Origin of the sequence: Methanohalophilus levihalophilus, assembly GCF_017874375.1 — an archaeon.
Classification (GTDB): domain Archaea; phylum Halobacteriota; class Methanosarcinia; order Methanosarcinales; family Methanosarcinaceae; genus Methanohalophilus; species Methanohalophilus levihalophilus.
Genome location: NZ_JAGGLK010000003.1, coordinates 482,399 through 503,998 on the forward strand (window position 1 = coordinate 482,399; position 21,600 = coordinate 503,998).

Consider the following 21,600-nt stretch of genomic DNA (forward strand, 5'->3'; position numbering starts at 1 on the left):
AAATGGAAATTGCCGGAGTTAATCTGAAGAATCCTGTAATTCTTGCTTCAGGCATTATGGGAACAACCGGAGCATCCTTGAACCGGATAGCACAATCCGGGGCAGGTGGAGTTGTTACCAAATCAATCGGCCCTGTTGCCAAAGAAGGGCATAAGAATCCTTCAATGGTAAAACTTGACTGTGGATACCTGAATGCTATGGGGCTCCCGAATCCATCTTATACTGAATTTTCAGAAGAACTCAGTATAGCAGTTGAAAACAGTGGTGTCCCTGTTATCGCCAGCATTTTTGGTGGCAATGCAGAGGAATTTGTAGAGGTTGCCGAAGGTTTGATGGGTGAATTACCTGCAGCCTTTGAACTCAATGTGAGCTGTCCTCACGCAGAAGGTTATGGTGCTTCAATTGGTGTTGATTCCTGCTTAGTCGGAGAAATCACTGCAGCTGTTTGCGATGTGGTTGATGTTCCGGTATGGGTAAAGCTGACGCCGAATGTTACTGATATTGTTTCAGTTGGCAAGGCAGCAGTGGACAGTGGTGCAGCAGCCATTGTGGCAATAAATACCGTGCGTGGTATGGCAATCGATATTTATTCAGGCTATCCGGTTCTTGGAAACCGCTTTGGAGGACTTTCGGGTGATGCCATCAGGCCGGTTGCAGTTAAATGTGTTTATGATCTTTATGCAGCACTCGATGTTCCTATAATAGGAGTGGGCGGTGTTTCGAACTGGAAAAATGCTGTTGAGATGATGATGGCAGGTGCATCAGCTGTGGAAGTTGGTTCAGCAGTTTATAATTCAGTTGAAGTGTTAGGAAACATAGCCTGTGGTATTGATACTTTCCTGGATGAAGCCAGCTATTCTTCAGTGGAAGAAATTGTGGGCCTTGCCCATCGGAGGATCTAATGATTCCTATTTACTCAAAAATCATTGAAGTAATCGAAGAAACTCCTTCGACACGTACTTTCCTGTTTGATACCAAATTCAGTGAAGCCCTTCCAGGTCAGTTCGCTATGGTCTGGGTGCATGGTGTTGATGAGGTTCCCATGGGAATTTCCTATAAAAACGGTGTGACTGTCCAGAAAGTGGGAGCTGCCACTTCCCGCATGTTCGAGCTTTATGAAGGTGATTTCATGGGACTTCGGGGTCCCTTCGGAAATGGTTTTACATTACCTTCACCGGATGAAAAAATACTCATTATTGCAGGAGGAGTCGGATCCGCTCCACTGGCGCCTTTAGCAGAAGATGCTAAACGTGTCGGTGCAGATGTTGATATTTTCCTTGGTTCACGCAATTGTGATGAACTTCTTTTCCAGAAACGTTTCATGGACGCAGGAAATCTGCTTGTAGCCACAGATGATGGTTCCGAAGGAAGATGTGGCTTTGTAACTGATTTACTTTTAGATACTGATCTTGAGGAATACGACAGGATACACATCTGCGGACCTGAAATTATGATGTATCGTGTTTTCCAGATATTGCAGGACAAGGATCTCCTCCCAAAGGCAGAATTCAGCATGCATCGCTATTTCAAGTGTGCCATTGGTGTATGTGGTGCCTGCTGCATGGATAAATCCGGTCTTCGCGTGTGTCGGGACGGTCCCGTGCTTAACGGGAAACTTCTGGAAGATTCCGAGTTCGGCAAATATGGCAGAGGTCCTACAGGTGGCAAACACAATTACTGAGTAATTTATGATGCTATTTTTTCTTCAATATCGCGAAGTAACAGGTTGAAAAGCAATAGCAACTGGCTTTCAAAGAGAATCATCCCGGAATCTTGCCTGTCTTCTCTGGATGCAAAAAGAATTGACACTTCCAGATCTTTTTCAGCGTACTCTTTTATTGAATATTCTTCAGGTGAGTCTCCAAATTCCGTTAGTTTAGCTTTAATCTGTTCCGGATTGAGATACGTATCAATCCACCGAATAATCTCTCTTCGGTACTTTTCAGATATAGGAAGTTGTTTGACCCGGCAAAGAGCATAGCTCATTGCATCAGGTTCACTGAAACATTCCATGCACTTAACCCCATACATAATTTGGTTTCTGAACACAAATATGTTTCCCATATTTTTTATGCATATTCCAGGCATAAATCACATGATACGCAGGAAGCAAAATGCTTTATAGTTATTTTCTCTCTTTCTATTGCGCGCTTTAAGTCATTTCTGGAAGTGATATCATGATCGGCAGATTTAGCGATGGAGAATCTCAATTTTCTGCTTCCGTAGAAGGCAACACTATAGTGGGAAACGGAAAATCCTACGACATCAGCACGTTGAGTGTTCTTCCTCCGATTATCCCCTCAAAAATTGTGTGTATCGGACTGAATTACAGGGATCATGCAAAAGAGCTTCACATGGATATTCCCGATGAACCACTTCTTTTCATGAAACCCAGTTCTGCAGTAATAGGGCACGGAGAGGGTATAGTGTATCCTTCTATCAGCCAGAGGGTTGATTATGAAGCGGAATTGGCTGTTGTTATTGGTGAAAAATGCCGTAATGTACATGCTGAAAATGCTGAGGAATTCATTTCAGGATACACATGTTTTAATGATGTGACTGCCCGCGATCTCCAGCAAAAAGACGGGCAATGGACAAGAGCTAAAAGTTTTGATACATTTGCTCCACTGGGTCCATTCATCGCGGAAAACTCTGATTTTGAGCCTTCTGATGTGGGAATTTCCTGCAGGGTAAATGGCTCAATCAAACAGGATTCAAGGACTTCGAACATCATATTTGACATTCCTTTCCTAATTGAATTTATTTCCTCTGTTATGACACTTGAAAAAGGGGATGTGATTGCCACAGGCACGCCGCCTGGAGTCGGACCTCTTGAGAAAGGGGATAAGGTAGAAGTTGAAATTGAAGGTGTGGGTATACTTGGAAATGAGGTGTTGTGATGCTTTTTGATCAGATAAACCGGGAACTGGAATTAACGCAAAGACATCTCGTAGTGCTAAAAAAGGTCATAGAAGACGGTCCAATCGGCATCTTGAAACTGTCTGAAGAAACAAAAATGCCAACCCACAAAGTTAGATATTCGCTTAGAGTGCTGGAGCAGGAAGGCTTAATCAAACCCTCTACCCATGGTGCGGTAGTAGGTGATGGTGCAGATGACTTCCTTGTTTCCTTTGAAAGCCAGATAACAGATATTATCGACAAAGCATCTCAAATACAAGATTTGGGTGCTGAACTTTAATTTATTTCCTGAATTTGAGGCAGATACAAATGACGCTTACTGAAGATGATGTAAAAACAATAGAAAAGTTTGCTTTCCAGAATGCCGTAAAATACGGGCAGCCACCACAGGCAGGTGCCGTGATGGGAAAAGTGATGGGAACTTGCGCCCATCTAAGGCAGCATGCAAAGGATGTCACAGCAGCTGTCCAGAAGGTTGTGGAGGAAGTAGCTGCAGGGACTCCGGAAGTGTGGCAGGCTCGCCTTGAGGAACTGGCTCCTGAACTAATTGAGGAGTTGAACACAAAGAAGGAGCCGGATAAGGGACTCAAACCTCTTGACGTTGAAGAAGGGCAGAAAGTTGTGATGAGATTTGCCCCAAATCCGAATGGGCCGGCAACTCTTGGCAGTGCCAGAGGTATGGTAATCAATTCAGAATATGTGAAAATGTATGGTGGAACATTCATTATACGATTTGATGATACTGATCCACAAACAAAAAGACCCATGCTTGAAGCGTACGACTGGTATCTTGACGATTGCGAGTGGCTGGGAGCAGAACCTGATAGGGTGGTTATCGCTTCTGATAGGATCCCGCTTTACTATGAATATGCGAAAAAACTCATCGATATGGGGAAAGCATATGTTTGCTTCTGCAGTGGCGAAGAATTCAAGAGATTCAAGGATGCTTCAACCCCGTGTCCTCACAGGGAATTACCTCCAGAGGAACACCTAAAGCACTGGCATAAAATGCTTGAAGGTGAGTATGAGGAGAAATCTGCTGTCCTCAGGATAAAAACTGACATTCATCACAAGGATCCGGCGCTTCGTGATTTTGGAGCATTCCGTATTGTAAAGGCTCCTCACCCCCGGAAAGAAGTGGGGGATAAGTATGTGGTCTGGCCACTTCTTGATTTTGAAGGTGCAATCGAAGATCATGAACTTGGTATGACTCACATTATTCGTGGTAAGGACTTAATGGACAGTGAAAAACGCCAGACATATATCTACGATTATTTTGGATGGACTTACCCCAAAACCACTCACTGGGGCCGTGTAAAAATGCATGAATTCGGCAAGTTCAGTACCAGTTCACTCAGGAAAGCAATCGAGGATGGCGAATATTCCGGATGGGATGATCCCCGTCTTCCAACCTTACGGGCACTTCGCAGGCGTGGAATCCTGCCGGAAGCTGTTCGCAAGTTCATGGTGGAAATGGGTGTAGGTGAAACCGATGTCAGTATCAGCATGGATTCCCTGTATGCCGAGAACAGAAAACTGATTGATCCGATTGCCAACAGGTATTTCTTTGTACCGGAACCCGTGGAAATGCAAATCGAGGATTGCGAAACCTGTGTTGCAAAACCCCAGCTTCATCCCATTGAAGACCGCGGTTTCCGCACAATTGAAGTTGGATCAAAGGTGTATGTAAGCGACAATGATGCTGCTGGTTTAAAGGAAGGTGATAGGGTTCGTCTGAAGGATCTGTTCAATGTTGAAGTGATCTCCACTAATCCTCTTGTTGCAAAGCACATTGGCGACTCGGTTGAGGAAATTAAAAAGTCCCGTCTTCCCATAATCCAGTGGGTTGGAGAATCTCATCTTGATGTGGAAGTCCGTTCACCTGATGGAATCATAAATGGTTATGGAGAACCCGATATTTCTACCCAGACTGAAAAAATGGTTCAGTTTGAACGATTCGGATTTTGTAGAATTGAATCAGTAAAAGGCAAGAATGTTGTAGCTTATTTTGCTCATAAGTGAGCAGCTACAACATTTTTCCAGAAAATAAAAAAAGAAAAGTACTCAGGCTTCTGCCACTTCAGCTTCTTCTGCTGGAGACGCAGAATATGATTTGTTGCGGACCTGAATAACTTCTGTCTTCCTGATTTCCACCCTTCTGAGCGGATAAATAAGTTTTGCTGCCCTGTAGATGTTTGCTGCCAGCCTTCCGGTGACAATTTCTTCCACAAGCTGCTCAAAGTTAAGTTCTGAAGCACGCTTCTCAACAGCTTCTTCCATGACCTGACGAATACCTTTTATCTGGCTGGTCCTGGCGCGCTTTACCGTGAATGCAATTGGCTTGATGCGAAGCTTGCGTCCGTCCTTGCTTTTTACTTCAAGGTTTGCGTCAATCCTTGAGGTCTGCCTCTTGACAATAGAGCGCAGGTAGTCGGTTGTGATTTCGTGGCCGATAAATCTTGTGTTTGCCACGTTGCCGTTTACATTGTCCACAGCAAGACGCAGTTTAATGTTATGTTTTGAAAAGTCATTAGTGATGTCACCGACAGTTGTCTCAATTACGCGTCCCACAAGTTTTGCAGAATCATCTGCAGGGGTTACGCCGATGACGTTTCTTCCAATAAATTCAGGTGTTTCAATAGTAAACCATTCTTTGTTTTTCCATTTGTCCAGTTTTCTCTGTACTTTCCTTGCCAAGTAATTTCCTCCGGTGTGAGTGTGATAGTTCGTAAATCAAGCTGTAATCAAGTATAAGTTGTTAATGGCCTGCCTATAGTGTACATGTCCATATATAAACGAATCGGTTACCTCTTCAGAGGAAACTGAATCCTTCCGGCATTTCCCCAAAGCGTTTCCTGAACTCTTCAGGCCAGTTCTCAGGATTGAGTCCTTTCTGTGCCAAAAATGCTGATGTCCAGCGTTCCAGACCGACACCGGAACAACCTGACCAGAGTTCTTCTCCTGACTGGGATTTGACATTGAAGCCGGATGGGTATTTGTTTCCGTTAACACTTACGTTCTGGAATTCCAGCCATTCCCCATCTTCGCCGCGGTAGGGCAGAGGTGCTTCATAATCAGTGGTTCCTGCTTCGCGTTCCTCGGATACTCCATCAAGGCCTTCCTGTGCCATGAACCAAGGAGTAACCCATGCCTTTCTCCATTCAAGATCCAGTATTTCGTTGAAGATGTGCATGTATCTTTCATGAAGCTCTTTTGCGGTATCAATAGCCTGCTGTTTGTTTCCGAGCCAGACGATTTCTATCCTGTGGAATTCGTCAACCCTTTCCATACCATGGATTCCGCCGCTTTCATACCTGTGGGATGTTCCTGACCTGTCGAATACCTTTATGGGGAATTCGTCAGTGGGGATGGTTTCTCCCTGCATGAACATCCAGAAGGGCGGGCACTGTGCATAGCAAAGGCCGCCGATAGGATCGCCGATCTTCTCCTTGATGAGTTCGGTTGGAACTTCGTGAGTGACTTTGTAATGGTCTGCTACTTCTTCCCAGTATTCGGGATCTCTTGTTTTGGGTGGGCAGACATAGTAAATTTCAGGATAGACTCCTTTTGCATGGCCAGAGCGTTTCCATACTTCCCAGGGGATGAGTTTCGGGAAGATCATTTCCCTGTAGTCGAGGGGTTCGAGTAATTCTTCAAGAACAATTTTCTCGAAGGTCCTGAAGAGTTTGGTTGACTGAGGTCCGTGAATCCACTGTCCACGGCTTGCTCCGCGCTTGAGCCACCCCTGCTTCATCATTTCCTGTGTTGGATCTTCGGCGAAGATTATTTCTTTCTTCTCACTCTGCCAGAGCAAGTCCCAGTGTTCTCCCTTGGCACCGTAGCTTTTCTCACGGATTTTGTCTTCCATGAGGGTAAGAATCCTGTCAGGAACACGGTTTTCCATCTCTGCTTCCCCTACATCCAGATGGAGGATTAGTTTCCCGTCGTTGTATTCCATGCTGCTGACGTGGGGAATCTTCAGGTTACCGATGTCTTTTTCGGACTCCATTGTAATTTTGAAATCCTCAACTTCGATTCCGCGAATTCCGATATGGAACTCCTTGCCGAGTTTTGCAGCCAAAGGACGGCGCAGGCGAATCATTGCATCGTGTGCACGAACATACCTGCCGGAGGTGATTGTCACTCCAATCCTGTCACTACCGATTTCCAAATTCTCAATTTTTGCTTCCTCGCCTTCAGGGGCGCCTTTTGAAAGCAGGGTGACAGCATCATTATTGATAAAATTCTCAATGGCTTCCCTTCCGGGAGCAGGGTCTGCGCTTGTTTTGAATGCGGCTTTCAGCCTGAATTCCAAATCCATTATGTATTCCTCGAAATGATGTTATGTGAATGTAAAGACTCCATTTGGTGGGTCAATGTTACTACAGGAGTATAATATATCTTGTTTTTGGCATTATGTGCCAAAATTGCTTGTTTTGGTTCAGGTGGAAAAAGTGAAGATTGTATTTATATTTGCGGATTTTTGAAGGAAGGTGGATTTTTAACCCCTCGCACACTAGTTTGTGACATAAATAATCAGTCACCATGCTTTTGTTTTTCGCAATCGCTACTTTTTTCTGCTTTTTTATGTGCATAATAAGAAACAGAAACTAGTAATAACACTATAATAATTGATGCCACAATATGGTTATTTAATTTATAGTGTGAGTATACAAAAACAGTCAGTAGTATAAAAAATACAGTTAAAGCAATTGCTATATCCACAAAATTATACTTGAAGAATCGATCTAAAAAAGCACCAGAATGGTATATTGGCTTTTTTTCTATTAGAGAGATCAAAAAAACAACTACAGCGTAGGAAAAGCCAACTATGTATAAAATAGTTGCAGCCAAAGTAAAGTACGAAAACAGTAACAAGTACTGAAAGTGACCAAAAATATCATCTGAAATAAAATAAAGAATCATACCATTGTAGAGTTCAACAAAAATCACAAGAACGCCTAATATGATAAATAATATTTTAAAAAAAGAAATTGTGTTGTCGAACTTTGTTTCATCGTCTCCCTCTAAGCCTTCTTTGTTTTCAAGAATGTGTTTATGCAAGCTTGGAAGTGCTAATACAAATACGGCGATGAAGATTCCATATAATGCACCTACAGTTTGCATTATTGCAGAAGGCAACCAAGCTGGATCAGACATAAATTAACACAAGCCGATATTGTTGATAAAATTTCTTATTATTTTCATTTAATCCAAAAAACTTCTCCGATAGAACTCTCGAAATAAAAATTGCAATTAAGAGGAATCTCAAAAAGAATATTTTTACTCTAGATCTCACATCAAATCGATGCTACAATCATCTTTCAAAAACAGCCGTATTCCAAATATTTTTGAATTTATAAATCCAAAACTTCCGCAATTTCGCAAACAAGACATATATAGGGTCTATACTAATAGGATACTCAGATTGATTATGTCGTCCCCCCAATATGTTACAACAATTAATGATCTGGATGAAATTGATGAAAATGAAAGAAATGAGCTGAAAAAAGTTGAGGCAAAGTTTGCCTTTCGTTCGAATGACTATTACATGTCCCTAATCGACTGGGATGATCCAAATGATCCAATTCGTCGTATAATTATTCCCGATCCGGCTGAACTCGAAGGGTGGGGGAAACTAAACGCTTCTGCAGAAAACAAATATACCGTCGTACGCGGACTGGAGCATAAATACAAACCTACTGCCCTCCTGCTGGTAAGTGATATATGTGGAGGCTTTTGTCGCTATTGTTTTAGAAAACGGCTTTTTATGGATGAAAACAGGGAAGTAAATCGTGATATTTCCGACGCCTTATCCTATATTTCAAACCATACCGAAATTACGAATGTTCTCCTCAGTGGCGGGGATCCTTTGCTACTACCGACAAAACAACTTGAAGACATTGTGAAGAGTCTTCGGGAAATTGATCATGTCCAAATAGTGAGAATTGGATCCAAAATGCTAACATTCAATCCTCATCGAGTTCTCAATGATCCATCTCTTCCTGAGATGATCAGCAAATACAGCACAAAAGATAAGCGCATTTACATTGCAACTCAGTTCAACCATCCCCGGGAGTTGAGCGATGTTGTCCTGAAATCAATAAATATCCTGCAGGAATCAGGAGCCACCATTGTCAACCAGACCCCGATACTTCGTGGTGTCAATGATAACCCGGATACACTTGCCAAACTTTTCAAGAAACTCTCATTTAATGGTGTCATGCCATACTATGTATTCCAATGTCGTCCAACACTTGGAAACCGTCATTTTGTTGTTCCGGTTGAAGAATCATATCGGATATTTGAGCGTGCAAAGGCGCAGTGCTCCGGACTGGCAAAAAAGGCCACCTTTGCAATGTCGCATATGCTTGGGAAAATCGCGGTCATGGGGGTAGATGACGATCATACCTATCTCAAGTTCCATCAGGCAGCAAACAGTGAAGATATTGGGAAATTAATGGTCTTCAGGAAAAATCCGAAAGCACTTTGGTTTGACGACTATGTAGACCTTGTTTCCGAAACAAAGGTTGTCTGAAAGTTTCCACCTTTTTATTTTTCAATGGGGGATTCAGGAAAATCTCTCTAATTTCGATTGCTTGCACACCTTAGTTGCTAGATGATTTCTGATTTAATTTATATAGTAACAGGAATCCTGAAATCCCCTAATTGCCAAAGGGATGCTTCTAGGAAAACGATCAACTCTGATCTATTTTGTATGTATGTATACTGCAGTTGTTTTTTGGAAAAGTAAATACCAATAAGTTCATATTATATTATGGAGAAAATTAATATGGGTAGTATAGGAGCAATCGAAAATGGCAAATATTTTAGTTGTTGATGACAGTCCCCTGAATAGGGAGCTTATTGCAGCTATGCTGGAAAAAGAAGGACATAACTTTTCATTGGTTGAAAACGGATTACAGGCTCTGGAACTGGCGAATGAAGTAAAATTTGATTTAATACTTCTGGACATCCAGATGCCTGAAATGGATGGTTTCGAAGTCCTCGAAAAACTAAAAAAATCCGAAACCTCCCAAAATGTACCGGTTATTGCAGTAACAGCTCATCCAATGAAAGGGAAGTCTGTTCTTCCATCATGGAAATGGCAGGATAACGAAGAGTATATCACCATTGATTGTGATGCCTGCATTTCAAAACCAATAGATATTGATGAATTCTTCAAGACAATCAATAATTACCTGAATTAAGAATGGGTTTAGATGCTGAAAATCTTCCCTTTCTATCTTTTTTTAAACCGAGCATGTGATTTTTCGGATTGTTTTTTCTATTTTAGTTATTATTTCTTCTACAGCTCCGTTGTCCACACACCCCGAAGCGAATACTGCAATTATTCCTGCAAAAAGCAGGATTGCAGTGATTTTTAAATTTTGTTTCATAATTCAAGCCTCCAATTATTGCTAATACTGTACAATTTAGGGTTTGAAACGGCTTATATTAACGATTCTGGTACATTTATCGAACAGAACAAACCAGACTTGAAAAATTTTGTAATCAACTGAATTGCTTGGTATCCTTTTTCCAAAAGATATATGGCAAAATTTGCCTCAAAAACAGGGATAATGACCTATTTTCACGAATCTTAATTCCAATAAGTCTGGCAATGTGCGCATACTGTCTGCTATTGTCGCAATCATGGCATAAGATGGTTTTTCATGTGGTTATTATGATAAGTCAGTTCAATTTAATACCGGCAAATGACTCTCATGTGAGCTTTCTTTCCACATTCGGGAAAAAATCATTCGTGGATGCATACAAAATCACTCTTCCGGAAGAGGAACTTGAGGACTATGTTGACATTGCTTTCTCAAGAGAACAAATCGAACATGAAATTGAGAAGTCCAATGCATTTTACTTTCTTTGTGATCATAAAAAGGATGGACTATGTGGGTATGTAAAATTCATCTGTTCCAAAATTCCTGAATGTGTGTCATCTGACAATGCGATAGAGTTGAAAAGGCTTTATGTTATGGATAAATACAAAGGGGCAGGTGTTGGAAGTCTTCTATCCGGCTGTGGTGAATCAATATGTCAGGAACATGGATTTACTGCCCTGTGGTTGCGTGTATGGGATGGTAACATTGCTGCCCAAAAAATCTATTTGCATTGGGGATACAAGTTCTGTGGTGAAGAGACATACGAGGTGGGAAGGGAAAAAAGAAGGGTGTTGCTTATGGTGAAGCAGATTTATTAACACAAAGTAGCTTGTATTTTTGGATAGAATACTATGCGTATACTTTTTTGGGATTCACAAATCAAATAGTGTATCAACAATTATTTAATTAATTAAGTTAATTAACTATTATGCCAGATCAACTGTCCTTCGAAAACGTTAGCATATACTACAATAAGATAGTCAACGACGGTAAATTTGATAATAACAAGGATTTGAGTGCACGACTGTACCTGTATCTCAATCAGATCAGGATATTAGATAATCCTACCATGTCGGAATTGGCTGCTAGTGTAAGGGTATCAAAACCTGCTGTAAGCAATGCGGTCAAAAAGCTTCAGGAAATGGGGCTTGTAGATGTTCAGGAATCAATGAAGGACAGGCGTTCCTGCCATTTGTGCACTACGTCCATGGGATACGAAGTTCTTGATGTTCTCGATTCCGCAGATCAACAATTCTTTAGGAAAATCGAGGAAATATTGGGCGACGAAGACTTTAGACTATTTTCTAACTTATGGACGCGAATCTCAGCGGGTCTCGAAGAGGAAACTCAGATTTGAGTAGTGGAACGTCAATCGAAAATATATGATTTAACAAAATGGAGGGTGAACAAAGATGAGTAGAAATATTATTTTATACATCGCAATGAGCTTAGATGGGTATATTGCCCGAAAAAACGGGGATGTTGATTGGCTTGATGGTGATGGTTCTGAACCAAATGCTGATATTGGTTATGATGAATTTTATGAATCTGTTGATGCGGTGATCATGGGGCGGAAGACATACGACCAGATACTTACTTTTGGGGAATATCCCTACAAAGGAACCAAGGGATATGTCTATACTTCAGAAAGCAGATCCAACAATGAATACGTTGAATTTACAATTGAAAATGCTGAAGATCTCGTAAGGGAACTAAAAAACAAGGATGGTAAGGATATCTGGCTAATAGGTGGGACTGGGGTCATTGATGAATTCGTAAAGAAAGACCTAATAGATGAATATTTCATTTCAATTATACCCTGTGTCCTGGGTGAAGGGATTCCTCTTTTCAAAGACAACAATCCTGAGATTAAGTTAAAAATGCTAAAGACTGCAGTTGTGAATGGAATTGCAATGCTCCATTATGTGAAAAGTTAAGTGGCTATGACCAATTAACAAATGTGAAGGGAGTAATTGTGCTGATTTCCTCTCCCATTTTAATATTTCTTTACTTTGCTTAATCATAATTTTTAAAATAAGTCTCAGCATGCCGTTTATTGTGTGGTAAGTATTTATCAGTATTTTTCATGAATATATGCAAATCTACACGATTAATATTGTTCATGGTTAATATTGTTCATAATTAATATCTCAAATTATATTTATATATTCAAATCATCTATCTATATAGTACAAAACAAGTTTCACTGATATCATGAACTCCAGTAACAATATTCAAAAAAGATCTAACTTCAAGAGTCCTGCTGTGTGTTATCAGCTGGCAACTGTATTTCTGTTAACTATAGCTTTCTATTTCCTTTGGCATGTATTCACGTACACTGGAGTTGAAATGATTCACCTGTTGCCACTTGTGGGTATTAATGTGGATCTGACAGGAGCTGCTTTGCAGGTTCAATTCTTAACTTATGCAGCACTAGGCATTTTCCTGTGGGTGTTTACTCTTATCTCAATAATTGCACTGGTGGAAATATACGAGAAAATTACTTCCTATAGTAAATCCGCAATTATTACACGCTCTGCGGAATTGTGAAAAAAACGAGTTTTCAGGAAATCTGGAAATATTTTTTTATTCCCAAAGCTTACGATTGGCATCAATGAATTGATGCTGCTCCGGGATCCTGCTTCTGGTATATATCAACGCAGCAGGATGATACAGTTTAAGCACTTTGCTTCCATCAATTTCCCTGCATTCTCCCCATCCAAGTGTTCCCTTCCCAACGAATGCGGTTTCTGCAGTGTTTCCCAGTAAAATGATAACTTTTGGGTCAAGCAACTCAATCTGATTTTCAAGGAAAGATCTGCAAGCTTGAAGTTCTTTTTTATTGGGGTTCCGATTGTTTGGAGGGCGGCATTTTATGGTATTGATTACAGCCCATTCCTGTTCATCAAGTCTCATATAGTCAATTATCTGATCAAGCACTTTACCGGCTCGGCCACAAAAAGGAACACCAGTTTCATCTTCATTTTTGCCAGGGGCTTCTCCAATAAAAAGGATTTTGGGATTTTCCGATCCCTTTCGAATAACCTTTTGGGTTGCTGTTTCATGAAGTGGACAACTTGTGCAAGTCGGGATTTGCTTTTCCAGCTCTTCCAGTGAAACGCAATTCATGTTTTATTTTCCTCATTGGAGTTACTATCCAGTAATTCCTCTGCAATCCTTGCATTCATAAGAAGATCGTCCATAACGGCTATCAATGAAGTAATTTTTTCGGACTCAATCTGGATTTTCATTTTCCCTTCAGTTATTTCAGTAGACATGTTTGGGAGATTGTCCGGTTGTAATGCCAAAGACAATGCTTCCATTTTCTCATTGTTGTTTTCATCAATAATCTCAAAGGTAGTTGAAATCTTCAGTTATTCATTCCCCCAAGCTGCTTTGTTGTGATTTCATCTACAATGTTCAGGAATTCCTCTTCTTTTCCCCGGGGGATTGCAGCACCGGATGCAATATTATGACCGCCGCCGTTTCCACCTACAGCTGCAGACGCTTCTCTTAAGGAGACTGCGAGATCAAGACCCTGATTAACCAGTGCTCTTGTTCCTCTTCCCGAAACTTTGACAATTTCTTCAACCCTGTTTAATGTGACAAAGGGCCTGTCAGGATATGCGTAGCGTATCAGTGTACCGGCAATTATCCCGGTTGCTTCCATGTCATTGCCTATGATGTAGCGAATGCTTGATTTCTCCTGCACGGTGGATTCAGCATTCCTGATTACGTGTACGAGCCTGCTTTTGTACTCTTTTGTTATCTGAAGAGCTTCAGGAAGTGCCTTCTCATCTCCCATACAAACAGAAAGTGCAAGCGCGGGTTTATCCATTTTTCCGCAGCAGTTTGCAATGTCCACCAGATCATATACGTTTTCCACGATTTCTTTGTTCAGAAGATACACATCCCCGATAGCTGCATCTATAGCTTCCGGACTTGCGCGTTTTGTTAGCTTCATGGCAATTGCAGATGTCAGTTTTTTTGTTCTCTCTTCATCCAGTTTCTCGAGATTACCGGTAATCCCAAGAATTTCCATGAAATTCTCAATTTTCTCGCTATCGCCGGTTATGTCAAGGTAAGGTTCAGGGGAATTCATGAGGACTTCAGCAATATCGCCATCCCCAATTTTGAGCCCTTTGCGTATGGAAATAACTCCATTTTCGATGATTTCTTCCAGTATTTTCCCGTTGGCACCATCAAAAAGCTGTTTGTCACCGACAGCTCCTGTGATTGCGATTCCCCCGAGATCAATATTTTCAGGATTCAGCGCTCTTGCAACCATATAAGCAGTAGTCGCGGCACACATGTGTGTTGCTCCATCAATGCCTGCGTAATGTGGGTTAATTGCTGCTTTTGCAGGTGAATCCCCTACAGGTATGTGATGATCAATAACCACAACATCGTTGTCAATGGAACCAATGATTTCCGGCTGGCCACTTCCCATATCACAAAATACTACAATTTCATCGTCTGACAGATCCGGCTTAATCCCGTCAATACTTTCCTGATCCAGCCTGCCGAGTATAGTTGTATGGAATATTTTTCCTTCCCGGAGCAATGCACTGCAGATAATAGCGACAGAGGTGATGCCGTCTGCATCATTGTGGGAAATTAGCCGGACCTTTTGACTGTTTTTTATCGCCTCTGCTACCCTTGCTGCCATTTCTTCTACTTGTTCCATACCTTCCACTTAAAATTCCTCGCAAAATTGGAGTATTGATTCTCCGGGTTTTCTCTTGCCTGAATCAACCAGCTTTCCCTTTGTTATAACTTTTATGTTTTTAGTATCATGACACAGGTTTGCAACATTGTCATGCTCCAAACTTACAATTCTTAACTGATATCATTGTTTCCAATGTATGTCAGATGCCCTTTTTAGCATGTATGGAATAACGGATCATTATTGCTGAAATTAAGCCTAAATAAACATACTGACTTAATAGAAATAACCTTTGCCAAAGTCCCGTGTACCCTAAAATGCCATCAATGGAGGAACTATTCTCTGAAACTACAAATAAGAAAAAGAATATCAAACCAAATAGAAATGCGCCAATTGACGACCAGTACATTTTGGTTGCACTTCTTCGATGGAATATGCCTAAAGAGACTAGTGGTACAAACATAATTGCAATAAATCCTGTCCCAGCACAAATACCATGTAATTTACCTGTGAGGGTAGTTTCTGTGCCCCCGGGTTCCATTGGGAATAGGCCCGCCCCAATCCCTGCGCCAATTCCAAATAATAATATAAGCAGTGTTACAATTCGAACTGATTTTTTTCCAGAAGGAAAAGCCTTTCTATACCCAAATGCAAACACTATAATCAAAACACCGAAGACAATCCACCAAAGGTTAATCCAGGTTGCAACCGGGCTTTGTACTGTGCCAAGCTCACTCATGACTAATGTGAGGTGGTTGTAATTCGGGTAGAAAAAACCCAAAACAAATGTGACTAAAAAATCTCCGACAGTAGCTATCAACACAGCAATTGAAGCGATTTTTATTAATAACAGGTCAGTTGAGTGTCTCACTCCAAATTCCTCAAGAATTAATGTATTGATTCACCGGGTTTTGTACCGGTTCCTTTTTTCATGACACAGCCCACGTTAATGCTGGTGTTGATTCCCGTATGGACTTCATCTCCCATAATGACCCCGAGTTTCCTCCTGCCCGAATCTACCAGCTTACCTTTTATCATCAATTTTATGTTTTTGCCATCATGGCGCAGGTTTGCAACCTTTGTCCCTGCTCCAAAATTGCAATTTCTGCCGATAACACTGTCTCCAATATATGTCAGATGACCGATTTTAGTGCCATCCATAATGATGCTGTTTTTTACTTCAACGGCATTTCCGACGTGGACATCGTCACCGATTGCAGTACCCGGACGAATAAAACAATTCGGTCCGATATCACAATTTTTTCCTATAACCACAGGCCCGATAATGTAAGCTCCATTCCTTACAGTAGTTCCTTCTCCTACGACAACTTCGCCTTGTAATGTAGCAAAGGATTCAACCGTGCCTTCAATGCTACCTTTCAAACCGGATAGCAAAAATGCATTTGCATCAAGTAAATCCCAGGGTCTTCCAATGTCAAGCCATTCATCTTCCAGCAATTCGTAACCTACATCCTTACCTTCGTCAATGAGTTTCTGGAGAGTATCCGTTATTTCCAGTTCCCCCCGGACAGATTCTTTTGTTTGCTTAATGTAGCTGAAGATATCCGAGTTGAAAATATAAATCCCAGCGTTTGCTAAATCGGTCGGTGGCTCTTCGGGTTTTTCCAGTATTCTTGTTACTTTATCCCCGGAAGTGCTTATGACACCAAAATCTTTTGGATTTTCGACTTTCTTCACTGTGAGAACTGCTTCCTCATTCTTTCTTCCAACAAGCTTGCGCATATGTGAGGAACTGACCAGCATGTCACCGTTCAAAACAATAAAACGACCGTCAACATATCCTTCTGCACATCCGATCGCGTGTGCTGTTCCTCTTTGTTCATTTTGGTGAGTGTAATCAATGTTTACTCCCAGATCACTCCCGTTTCCAAAATGACTTTTGATCAAATCCTCGCGATACCCTGTAACAATAAGGAAATCTTTGATACCTGCTTCGGAGGCAGCAATTATGATGTGTTCCAGAATGGGTTGGTTGGCAATAGTCAACATGACTTTGGGAGTGTCATCAGTCAGGGGTCTCATACGGGTCCCCTGTCCTGCTGCAAGGATGACTGCTTTCAATGCAGTGCCTCCTGGACCATATGTTCAATCTCTTTGTACATCGTTTCAGCACCGCTTCTCGCTTCGGCAGTTATACGGATTTTCGGTTCGGTTCCCGAGGGCCTGACAAGTACCCATCCGTCTTCCAGTTCCACACGTATCCCGTCAATATCAGAAACTTCACCCATACTTTTCAGGCTGGAAATCAGTTTCATCATCACATTTTCCTTTTTGGAATCTTCACATGCAATGGTTCCCCGTACAGTTGGATATTGCGGAAGTGATTTCCTTAAATCAGAAAGCCTGTTTTCATCTGCCATGTTCACAAGCCTGCCGGCTGCATATATGCCGTCGGGACAATATGAAATTGCAGGGAATATCCAGCTTCCTGACGGTTCCCCGCCAAAGCTTGCGTTGTGTTTCTTGATGCTCTCGGCAACATAAACATCTCCCACGCGTGTCCTCACAATAGTTGCTTCAGGTAAGGCATCATCCAGCATCATGGATGTATCAACGGGAACTGCAATTGTATCATTTTTCTCGCATTCCTGCAATGCAAAAAGAGTGAGCATTTCATCACCGGTTACAAATGTTCCCTCATCATCGACAGCCATCATCCTGTCGGCGTCCCCATCATGCGCAATTCCCAGATCAGCATCAAATTCCCTGACCGCCTTTTGAAGCATCCACAGGTTTTTTTCATTAGGTTCGGGGTTTCTTGCGGGGAAATATCCGTCTGGCTGGGAATTTAAAGTAATAACTTCGCATCCCATGCGGCGTAATAAATAAGGCGTAATGGTACTTCCTGCTCCGCATCCACAATCCAATACAACTCGAAGCTTTGAGGAATTTGTGTTTTTCAGGATTTGTCTGCAATGTTGTTCAACAAAACCACTTTTTTCTTCAATGGCGCCTATCTCATTCCATTTTACACGTTCATTCATGGGTTCAGGGAATTTGTTCTCGATTTCAGTTTGCTGGGCTGAATCAAACGCCATCCCGTCGGGATTCCACAACTTTATCCCTACATATTCTGAAGGGTTGTGGGAAGCAGTGACCATTATTCCGCAATCGTAGTCCCTGGATGCAAATGCAAGCGTTGGGGTAGTTACAAGACCGGCAAGTGTCACATTGCAGCCAGCAGATGATAATGCTGCAGCAAGAGCTTTTTCAATCATAAGTGCTGAAATACGGGGATCTCTGCCGATAACTACATTTGAATTGGCAGCTCCTACAATCTCACCAATTCTGAGGGCAAGATCAACTCCTACTTCCCGGTTTGCAAGACCGCGAATACCTGATGAACCAAATAATTTCATAAAAACAACCTGTTATTCCACTGTTACGCTTTTTGCAAGGTTTCTCGGCTTGTCAATAGCACAACCCCTTTCAAGGGCAACATAATATGCGAGCAACTGGAGCACAACTGCTGAAAGTATGGGTGACAGCAGCTCGTGGGTTTTAGGGATTTTTAGTACAGTGTCCACGTACTTCCTGATTTCCCTGTCATCTTCATCAGCTACGGCAATTACCTTTGCACTTCGCGCTTTTACTTCCTTTATGTTGCTCAGGATTTTCTCATAGGTGTTCCCATGGGTAGCAATTGCGACTACGGGTGTATCTTTTGTCAGTAAAGCAATTGGGCCGTGTTTTAACTCACCGGCAGCATATCCTTCTGCATGGATGTATGAAATTTCCTTGAGTTTGAGAGCTCCTTCCAGGGCAATGGGATAATTGAGATATCTCCCAATGAAGAAAAAGTCCGCTACATCGGAGTACTCCACTGCGCATTCCTTGATTTGATTGCGTTGTTCCAGGACTTTCTGGATCTGACCCGGTAATCTTTTAATTGCTTCCAGAAGTTCCCGGCTGTCTTCCGCACTTATCTGATATCTGATTCTTCCAAAATAAATGGCAAGCAGGTATAAGGTCAATAATTGTGAAGTAAATGTTTTGGTGGCCGCAACTCCGATTTCAGGGCCTGCCCTTGTGTATAATACGTTCTCGGTCTCACGGGTAATGGTGCTTCCGACGACATTTGTTATTGCAATTGAATTACATCCGTATTGGTTTGTACTTCGTATGGCTGCCAGTGTATCTGCAGTTTCTCCGGACTGGGTGATTGCTATAGTGAGAACATCATTCCGCATAACCGGATCTCCATAGCGGAATTCGGATGAAGTACTGACATCGGTATGAACTCCGGCAATTTTTTCAAAAAGGTATTTTGCAAGCAGTCCGGCATTCCATGATGTACCACAGGCAATGATTTCTATCCTTTCGATTTCTGTTATATCCTTTGGATCCAGATTAAGTTCATCGAGCTTGATTTTACCTTCCAGTTCAAAAATTTTCCCTGAGAATGTATCCTGAATTGCAGAAACCTGCTCGTGAATTTCCTTAAGCATGAAATGCTCATACCCGGCTTTTTCAGCAGCTTCAACGTCCCAGTCAATTGTGGTAATTTCTTTCTGGATATTTTGACCATCAAAATTTGTATAGTTCACTCCGGAAGAGTCGATACTGACAATTTCTCCATCTTCGACAAAAACCACATTTTTAGTGTGATCCAGAAAGGCCGTCACGTCAGATGAAACAAAAACCTCGCTGTCTCCCAGTCCCAGAACAAGAGGGCTATCTTTTCTTGCAGCTATCAGGGTGTCCGGATATTCTTTGCACAATATTGCAACTGCATATGAGCCTTCAAGTTCCTGCAAACTTTCCCTGACGGCATCATAAAAACTGCTATCTGAATTATTGCTATAGTTGAAATTAATTAAGTGGACAATGACTTCGGTATCAGTTTCTGATTTAAACTCATATCCATTTTGTTCAAGTTTTTCGCGTATTTCCAGATAGTTTTCAATAATGCCATTATGAACAACAGAAAAATCTCCGGATTCATGAGGGTGAGCATTAGTAGTGCTTGGTGCCCCGTGGGTTGCCCATCTGGTATGTGCAATTCCTATTTTTCCATCCATTTCCGATGGCAGGATTGCGGATAGTTTATCAATAGAACCTTCGGTTTTGTATGTGGTAATGTTGCCGTTAAGAACACTTACGCCTGCGGAATCATATCCGCGGTATTCAAGCTTTTTCAGGGAATTAACCAGTGTTTCCATTGCCTGGTTTTTTCCGACGTATCCAACTATTCCGCACATATTATCCCCCTAATATTAGAGAACAACTGAATTTTCAGGTAATAGCTCCCTGATAGTTGTGTCTGAGCCAATACTACATCCCTTCGAAATAATGGCCCCCGCTTTTGTGAGCACTCGTAACCCCGCTTCGCAGTCTTCACCTACAATGGCGCCGATTTTACCGGCATCAACAAGCTCATTTCCGAGTTTTATGCCTGTGTTATCTTTTGCTTCCGTTGCAAAGTATGGCCCAAGTGAAGTATTGTTTGCAATTACCGAATGAGATATGTGTGAATGGGGTCCAATTCTGACATTATCCATTATAATGCTGTTTTTTATTGTGGTGAAAGGCTCAATTGAAACATTTTTTCCAATGCTGGTGCTTGGTAAAACAACTGCATTAGGTCCTATGTCACAATTTCGTCCTAATGCTACAGGTCCTACTATGTATGAACCGGCACGAATAATTGTGTTTTCACCGACGCTGACTTCTCCTACTATCGTAGCCCCTTCCTCCACTTTCCCATGGTTCACGGGCTCTTCTTTACGGTTTAACATGCTGGAATTAGATTTTAGAAGATCCCATGGATATCTTGAATCCATCCACAAATGCTTTGTTGTGACGGTGTGTACATCTTCCCCTTTTTCTATCATGTTTTGTAGTGCGTCAGTAATTTCATATTCTCCACGCTGGGATATGGTTGTTTTTTCGATTTCCGGGAAGATATTTTCATTAAATACATACATTCCAGTATTGACCAGGTGACTTACAAGGGATTTTGGTTTTTCAATTATTTTGGTTACTTTTGATCCCTTTGTTAAAACTACACCATATTCAGAGATATCGTCTCTTTGTGATGTCAGAATGGTTGCTTCCCCTTTAAACGAATTAAGCAAATCCTTGATGGTTGAGGATTCTATTATATTATCGCCGTTGAGTACAAGGAAATTCATACCTTTTTCAATGTATGGGCGTGCTTGTTCAATTGCATGGGAAGTTCCAAGCTGCACCTCCTGTTCAATGTACTTTATAGAGGCGCCGAAGTCAACACCGTCTTCAAAATAGTCCATTATTCTTTCTTTTTCATAACCTACGATTAGAATAATGTCTTTAATATCATTTTTTACAAGTGCTTCTATTACATATTCAAGAATTGGTCTATTTACCACTGGCAGCATAACCTTTGACCTGGTAGCTGTCAACGGTCTGCATCTTTGCCCCTCTCCTGCGGCCAGCACAATAGCTTTCATGAGATATACAGGTCTTTCTAATAATTTATATGTTGCTAAATACAAATTCATTTTCCATGAAGGTAAAGCGATATTCCAATTTTGTAGGTTGCTATGAATTTGCAGTATAATATCTGGGGAAGCTACCGCTGGATAAATTGATGGACAAAATAAAAAAAGAAAGATA

General features: G+C 41.5%; 24 protein-coding genes. 11 read left to right on the forward strand and 13 right to left on the reverse strand.

Annotated elements, in window-relative coordinates; genetic code table 11:
* The first annotated feature begins 2 nt into the window (after nt 1-2).
* Together J2755_RS09840 and J2755_RS09845 are read left to right on the forward strand one after the other, a co-directional pair.
* Nucleotides 3-902, forward strand: a complete 900-nt coding sequence (locus J2755_RS09840; RefSeq protein WP_209682815.1) for a dihydroorotate dehydrogenase — start codon at nt 3-5, stop codon at nt 900-902.
* The gene (locus tag J2755_RS09845) at nt 902-1,681 is read left to right on the forward strand and encodes a dihydroorotate dehydrogenase electron transfer subunit (RefSeq protein ID WP_209682818.1); all 780 of its coding nucleotides are present in this window, start codon (nt 902-904) and stop codon (nt 1,679-1,681) included. Before J2755_RS09840 ends, J2755_RS09845 begins: the two co-directional genes overlap by 1 nt.
* A 5-nt stretch (nt 1,682-1,686) precedes the next feature.
* On the opposite strand, the gene J2755_RS09850 is transcribed toward J2755_RS09845, so the two are convergent.
* A complete protein-coding gene (locus tag J2755_RS09850; RefSeq protein WP_209682821.1) occupies nt 1,687-2,013 on the reverse strand; it encodes a hypothetical protein in 327 nt (108 codons plus the stop codon).
* Nucleotides 2,014-2,177: 164 nt separating this feature from the next.
* Between J2755_RS09850 and J2755_RS09855 the strand changes: the two genes are divergently transcribed.
* From J2755_RS09855 to J2755_RS09865, 3 genes are read left to right on the forward strand one after another with little or no spacing between them, the layout of a single operon-like run.
* Nucleotides 2,178-2,900, forward strand: coding sequence for a fumarylacetoacetate hydrolase family protein (locus tag J2755_RS09855; protein WP_209682823.1), 723 nt, complete (start codon nt 2,178-2,180; stop codon nt 2,898-2,900).
* On the forward strand, nt 2,900-3,199 hold the full coding sequence (locus tag J2755_RS09860; RefSeq protein WP_209682826.1) for a hypothetical protein: 300 nt from the start codon (nt 2,900-2,902) through the stop codon (nt 3,197-3,199). The genes J2755_RS09855 and J2755_RS09860 overlap by 1 nt, the downstream gene beginning before the upstream one ends.
* Before the next feature lie 29 nt (nt 3,200-3,228).
* Nucleotides 3,229-4,941 (forward strand): glutamate--tRNA ligase, encoded by a 1,713-nt coding sequence (locus J2755_RS09865; protein ID WP_209682829.1) that lies wholly within the window; start codon nt 3,229-3,231, stop codon nt 4,939-4,941.
* Between the two features lie 42 nt (nt 4,942-4,983).
* Here J2755_RS09865 and J2755_RS09870 read toward each other — a convergent pair whose 3' ends face one another.
* From J2755_RS09870 to J2755_RS09880, 3 genes are all read right to left on the reverse strand, one after another.
* A complete protein-coding gene (locus tag J2755_RS09870; protein ID WP_209682832.1) occupies nt 4,984-5,616 on the reverse strand; it encodes a 30S ribosomal protein S3ae in 633 nt (210 codons plus the stop codon).
* A 115-nt stretch (nt 5,617-5,731) separates the two neighbouring features.
* The gene (locus J2755_RS09875; protein WP_209682835.1) at nt 5,732-7,240 is read right to left on the reverse strand and encodes a serine--tRNA ligase; all 1,509 of its coding nucleotides are present in this window, start codon (nt 7,238-7,240) and stop codon (nt 5,732-5,734) included.
* Between the two features lie 215 nt (nt 7,241-7,455).
* On the reverse strand, nt 7,456-8,079 hold the full coding sequence (locus tag J2755_RS09880) for a hypothetical protein (protein ID WP_209682838.1): 624 nt from the start codon (nt 8,077-8,079) through the stop codon (nt 7,456-7,458).
* A 274-nt stretch (nt 8,080-8,353) separates the two neighbouring features.
* Here J2755_RS09880 and J2755_RS09885 point away from each other — a divergent pair, with 274 nt between their 5' ends.
* Together J2755_RS09885 and J2755_RS09890 are read left to right on the forward strand one after the other, a co-directional pair.
* Entirely contained in the window at nt 8,354-9,457 is a 1,104-nt protein-coding gene (locus J2755_RS09885; RefSeq protein ID WP_209682841.1) for a KamA family radical SAM protein, read from the forward strand.
* A 280-nt stretch (nt 9,458-9,737) separates the two neighbouring features.
* Nucleotides 9,738-10,130, forward strand: a complete 393-nt coding sequence (locus J2755_RS09890) for a response regulator (RefSeq protein WP_209682843.1) — start codon at nt 9,738-9,740, stop codon at nt 10,128-10,130.
* A 42-nt stretch (nt 10,131-10,172) separates the two neighbouring features.
* Here the strand turns inward: J2755_RS09890 and J2755_RS09895 are convergent, their stop codons facing one another.
* Nucleotides 10,173-10,319, reverse strand: a complete 147-nt coding sequence (locus J2755_RS09895; protein WP_209682845.1) for a hypothetical protein — start codon at nt 10,317-10,319, stop codon at nt 10,173-10,175.
* Between the two features lie 287 nt (nt 10,320-10,606).
* Between J2755_RS09895 and J2755_RS09900 the strand changes: the two genes are divergently transcribed.
* The 4 genes from J2755_RS09900 to J2755_RS09915 all read left to right on the forward strand — a co-directional run bounded on the left by J2755_RS09900 (nt 10,607) and on the right by J2755_RS09915 (nt 12,866).
* Nucleotides 10,607-11,134, forward strand: a complete 528-nt coding sequence (locus tag J2755_RS09900) for a GNAT family N-acetyltransferase (protein ID WP_209682848.1) — start codon at nt 10,607-10,609, stop codon at nt 11,132-11,134.
* Nucleotides 11,135-11,244: 110 nt separating this feature from the next.
* Nucleotides 11,245-11,673 (forward strand): MarR family winged helix-turn-helix transcriptional regulator, encoded by a 429-nt coding sequence (locus tag J2755_RS09905; RefSeq protein WP_209682851.1) that lies wholly within the window; start codon nt 11,245-11,247, stop codon nt 11,671-11,673.
* A 55-nt stretch (nt 11,674-11,728) separates the two neighbouring features.
* Complete coding sequence (locus tag J2755_RS09910) at nt 11,729-12,253, forward strand: dihydrofolate reductase family protein (protein ID WP_209682854.1); 525 nt, start codon at nt 11,729-11,731, stop codon at nt 12,251-12,253.
* Between the two features lie 412 nt (nt 12,254-12,665).
* Nucleotides 12,666-12,866, forward strand: a complete 201-nt coding sequence (locus J2755_RS09915) for a hypothetical protein (RefSeq protein WP_209682857.1) — start codon at nt 12,666-12,668, stop codon at nt 12,864-12,866.
* 36 nt (nt 12,867-12,902) lie between these two features.
* Here the strand turns inward: J2755_RS09915 and J2755_RS09920 are convergent, their stop codons facing one another.
* From J2755_RS09920 to glmU (J2755_RS09955), 8 genes are all read right to left on the reverse strand, one after another.
* Nucleotides 12,903-13,445 (reverse strand): uracil-DNA glycosylase, encoded by a 543-nt coding sequence (locus J2755_RS09920; RefSeq protein ID WP_209682860.1) that lies wholly within the window; start codon nt 13,443-13,445, stop codon nt 12,903-12,905.
* The gene (locus tag J2755_RS09925; protein ID WP_209683392.1) at nt 13,442-13,690 is read right to left on the reverse strand and encodes a KEOPS complex subunit Pcc1; all 249 of its coding nucleotides are present in this window, start codon (nt 13,688-13,690) and stop codon (nt 13,442-13,444) included. The genes J2755_RS09920 and J2755_RS09925 overlap by 4 nt, the downstream gene beginning before the upstream one ends.
* A complete protein-coding gene (locus J2755_RS09930) occupies nt 13,687-15,003 on the reverse strand; it encodes a single-stranded-DNA-specific exonuclease RecJ (RefSeq protein ID WP_245312891.1) in 1,317 nt (438 codons plus the stop codon). Before J2755_RS09930 ends, J2755_RS09925 begins: the two co-directional genes overlap by 4 nt.
* Before the next feature lie 181 nt (nt 15,004-15,184).
* Nucleotides 15,185-15,853 carry a DUF998 domain-containing protein gene (locus J2755_RS09935; RefSeq protein ID WP_209682863.1) on the reverse strand — a complete coding sequence of 223 codons (669 nt, stop codon included), beginning with the start codon at nt 15,851-15,853 and terminating at the stop codon, nt 15,185-15,187.
* Between the two features lie 17 nt (nt 15,854-15,870).
* Nucleotides 15,871-17,064, reverse strand: a complete 1,194-nt coding sequence (gene glmU, locus J2755_RS09940) for a bifunctional sugar-1-phosphate nucleotidylyltransferase/acetyltransferase (protein ID WP_209682866.1) — start codon at nt 17,062-17,064, stop codon at nt 15,871-15,873.
* Nucleotides 17,061-18,362 (reverse strand): phosphoglucosamine mutase, encoded by a 1,302-nt coding sequence (gene glmM / locus J2755_RS09945; RefSeq protein ID WP_209682869.1) that lies wholly within the window; start codon nt 18,360-18,362, stop codon nt 17,061-17,063. The genes glmU (J2755_RS09940) and glmM overlap by 4 nt, the downstream gene beginning before the upstream one ends.
* 12 nt (nt 18,363-18,374) lie before the next feature.
* Nucleotides 18,375-20,204, reverse strand: a complete 1,830-nt coding sequence (gene glmS / locus J2755_RS09950; protein ID WP_209682872.1) for a glutamine--fructose-6-phosphate transaminase (isomerizing) — start codon at nt 20,202-20,204, stop codon at nt 18,375-18,377.
* A gap of 15 nt (nt 20,205-20,219) precedes the next feature.
* Entirely contained in the window at nt 20,220-21,434 is a 1,215-nt protein-coding gene (gene glmU, locus J2755_RS09955; protein WP_209682877.1) for a bifunctional sugar-1-phosphate nucleotidylyltransferase/acetyltransferase, read from the reverse strand.
* Nucleotides 21,435-21,600 lie beyond the last annotated feature (166 nt).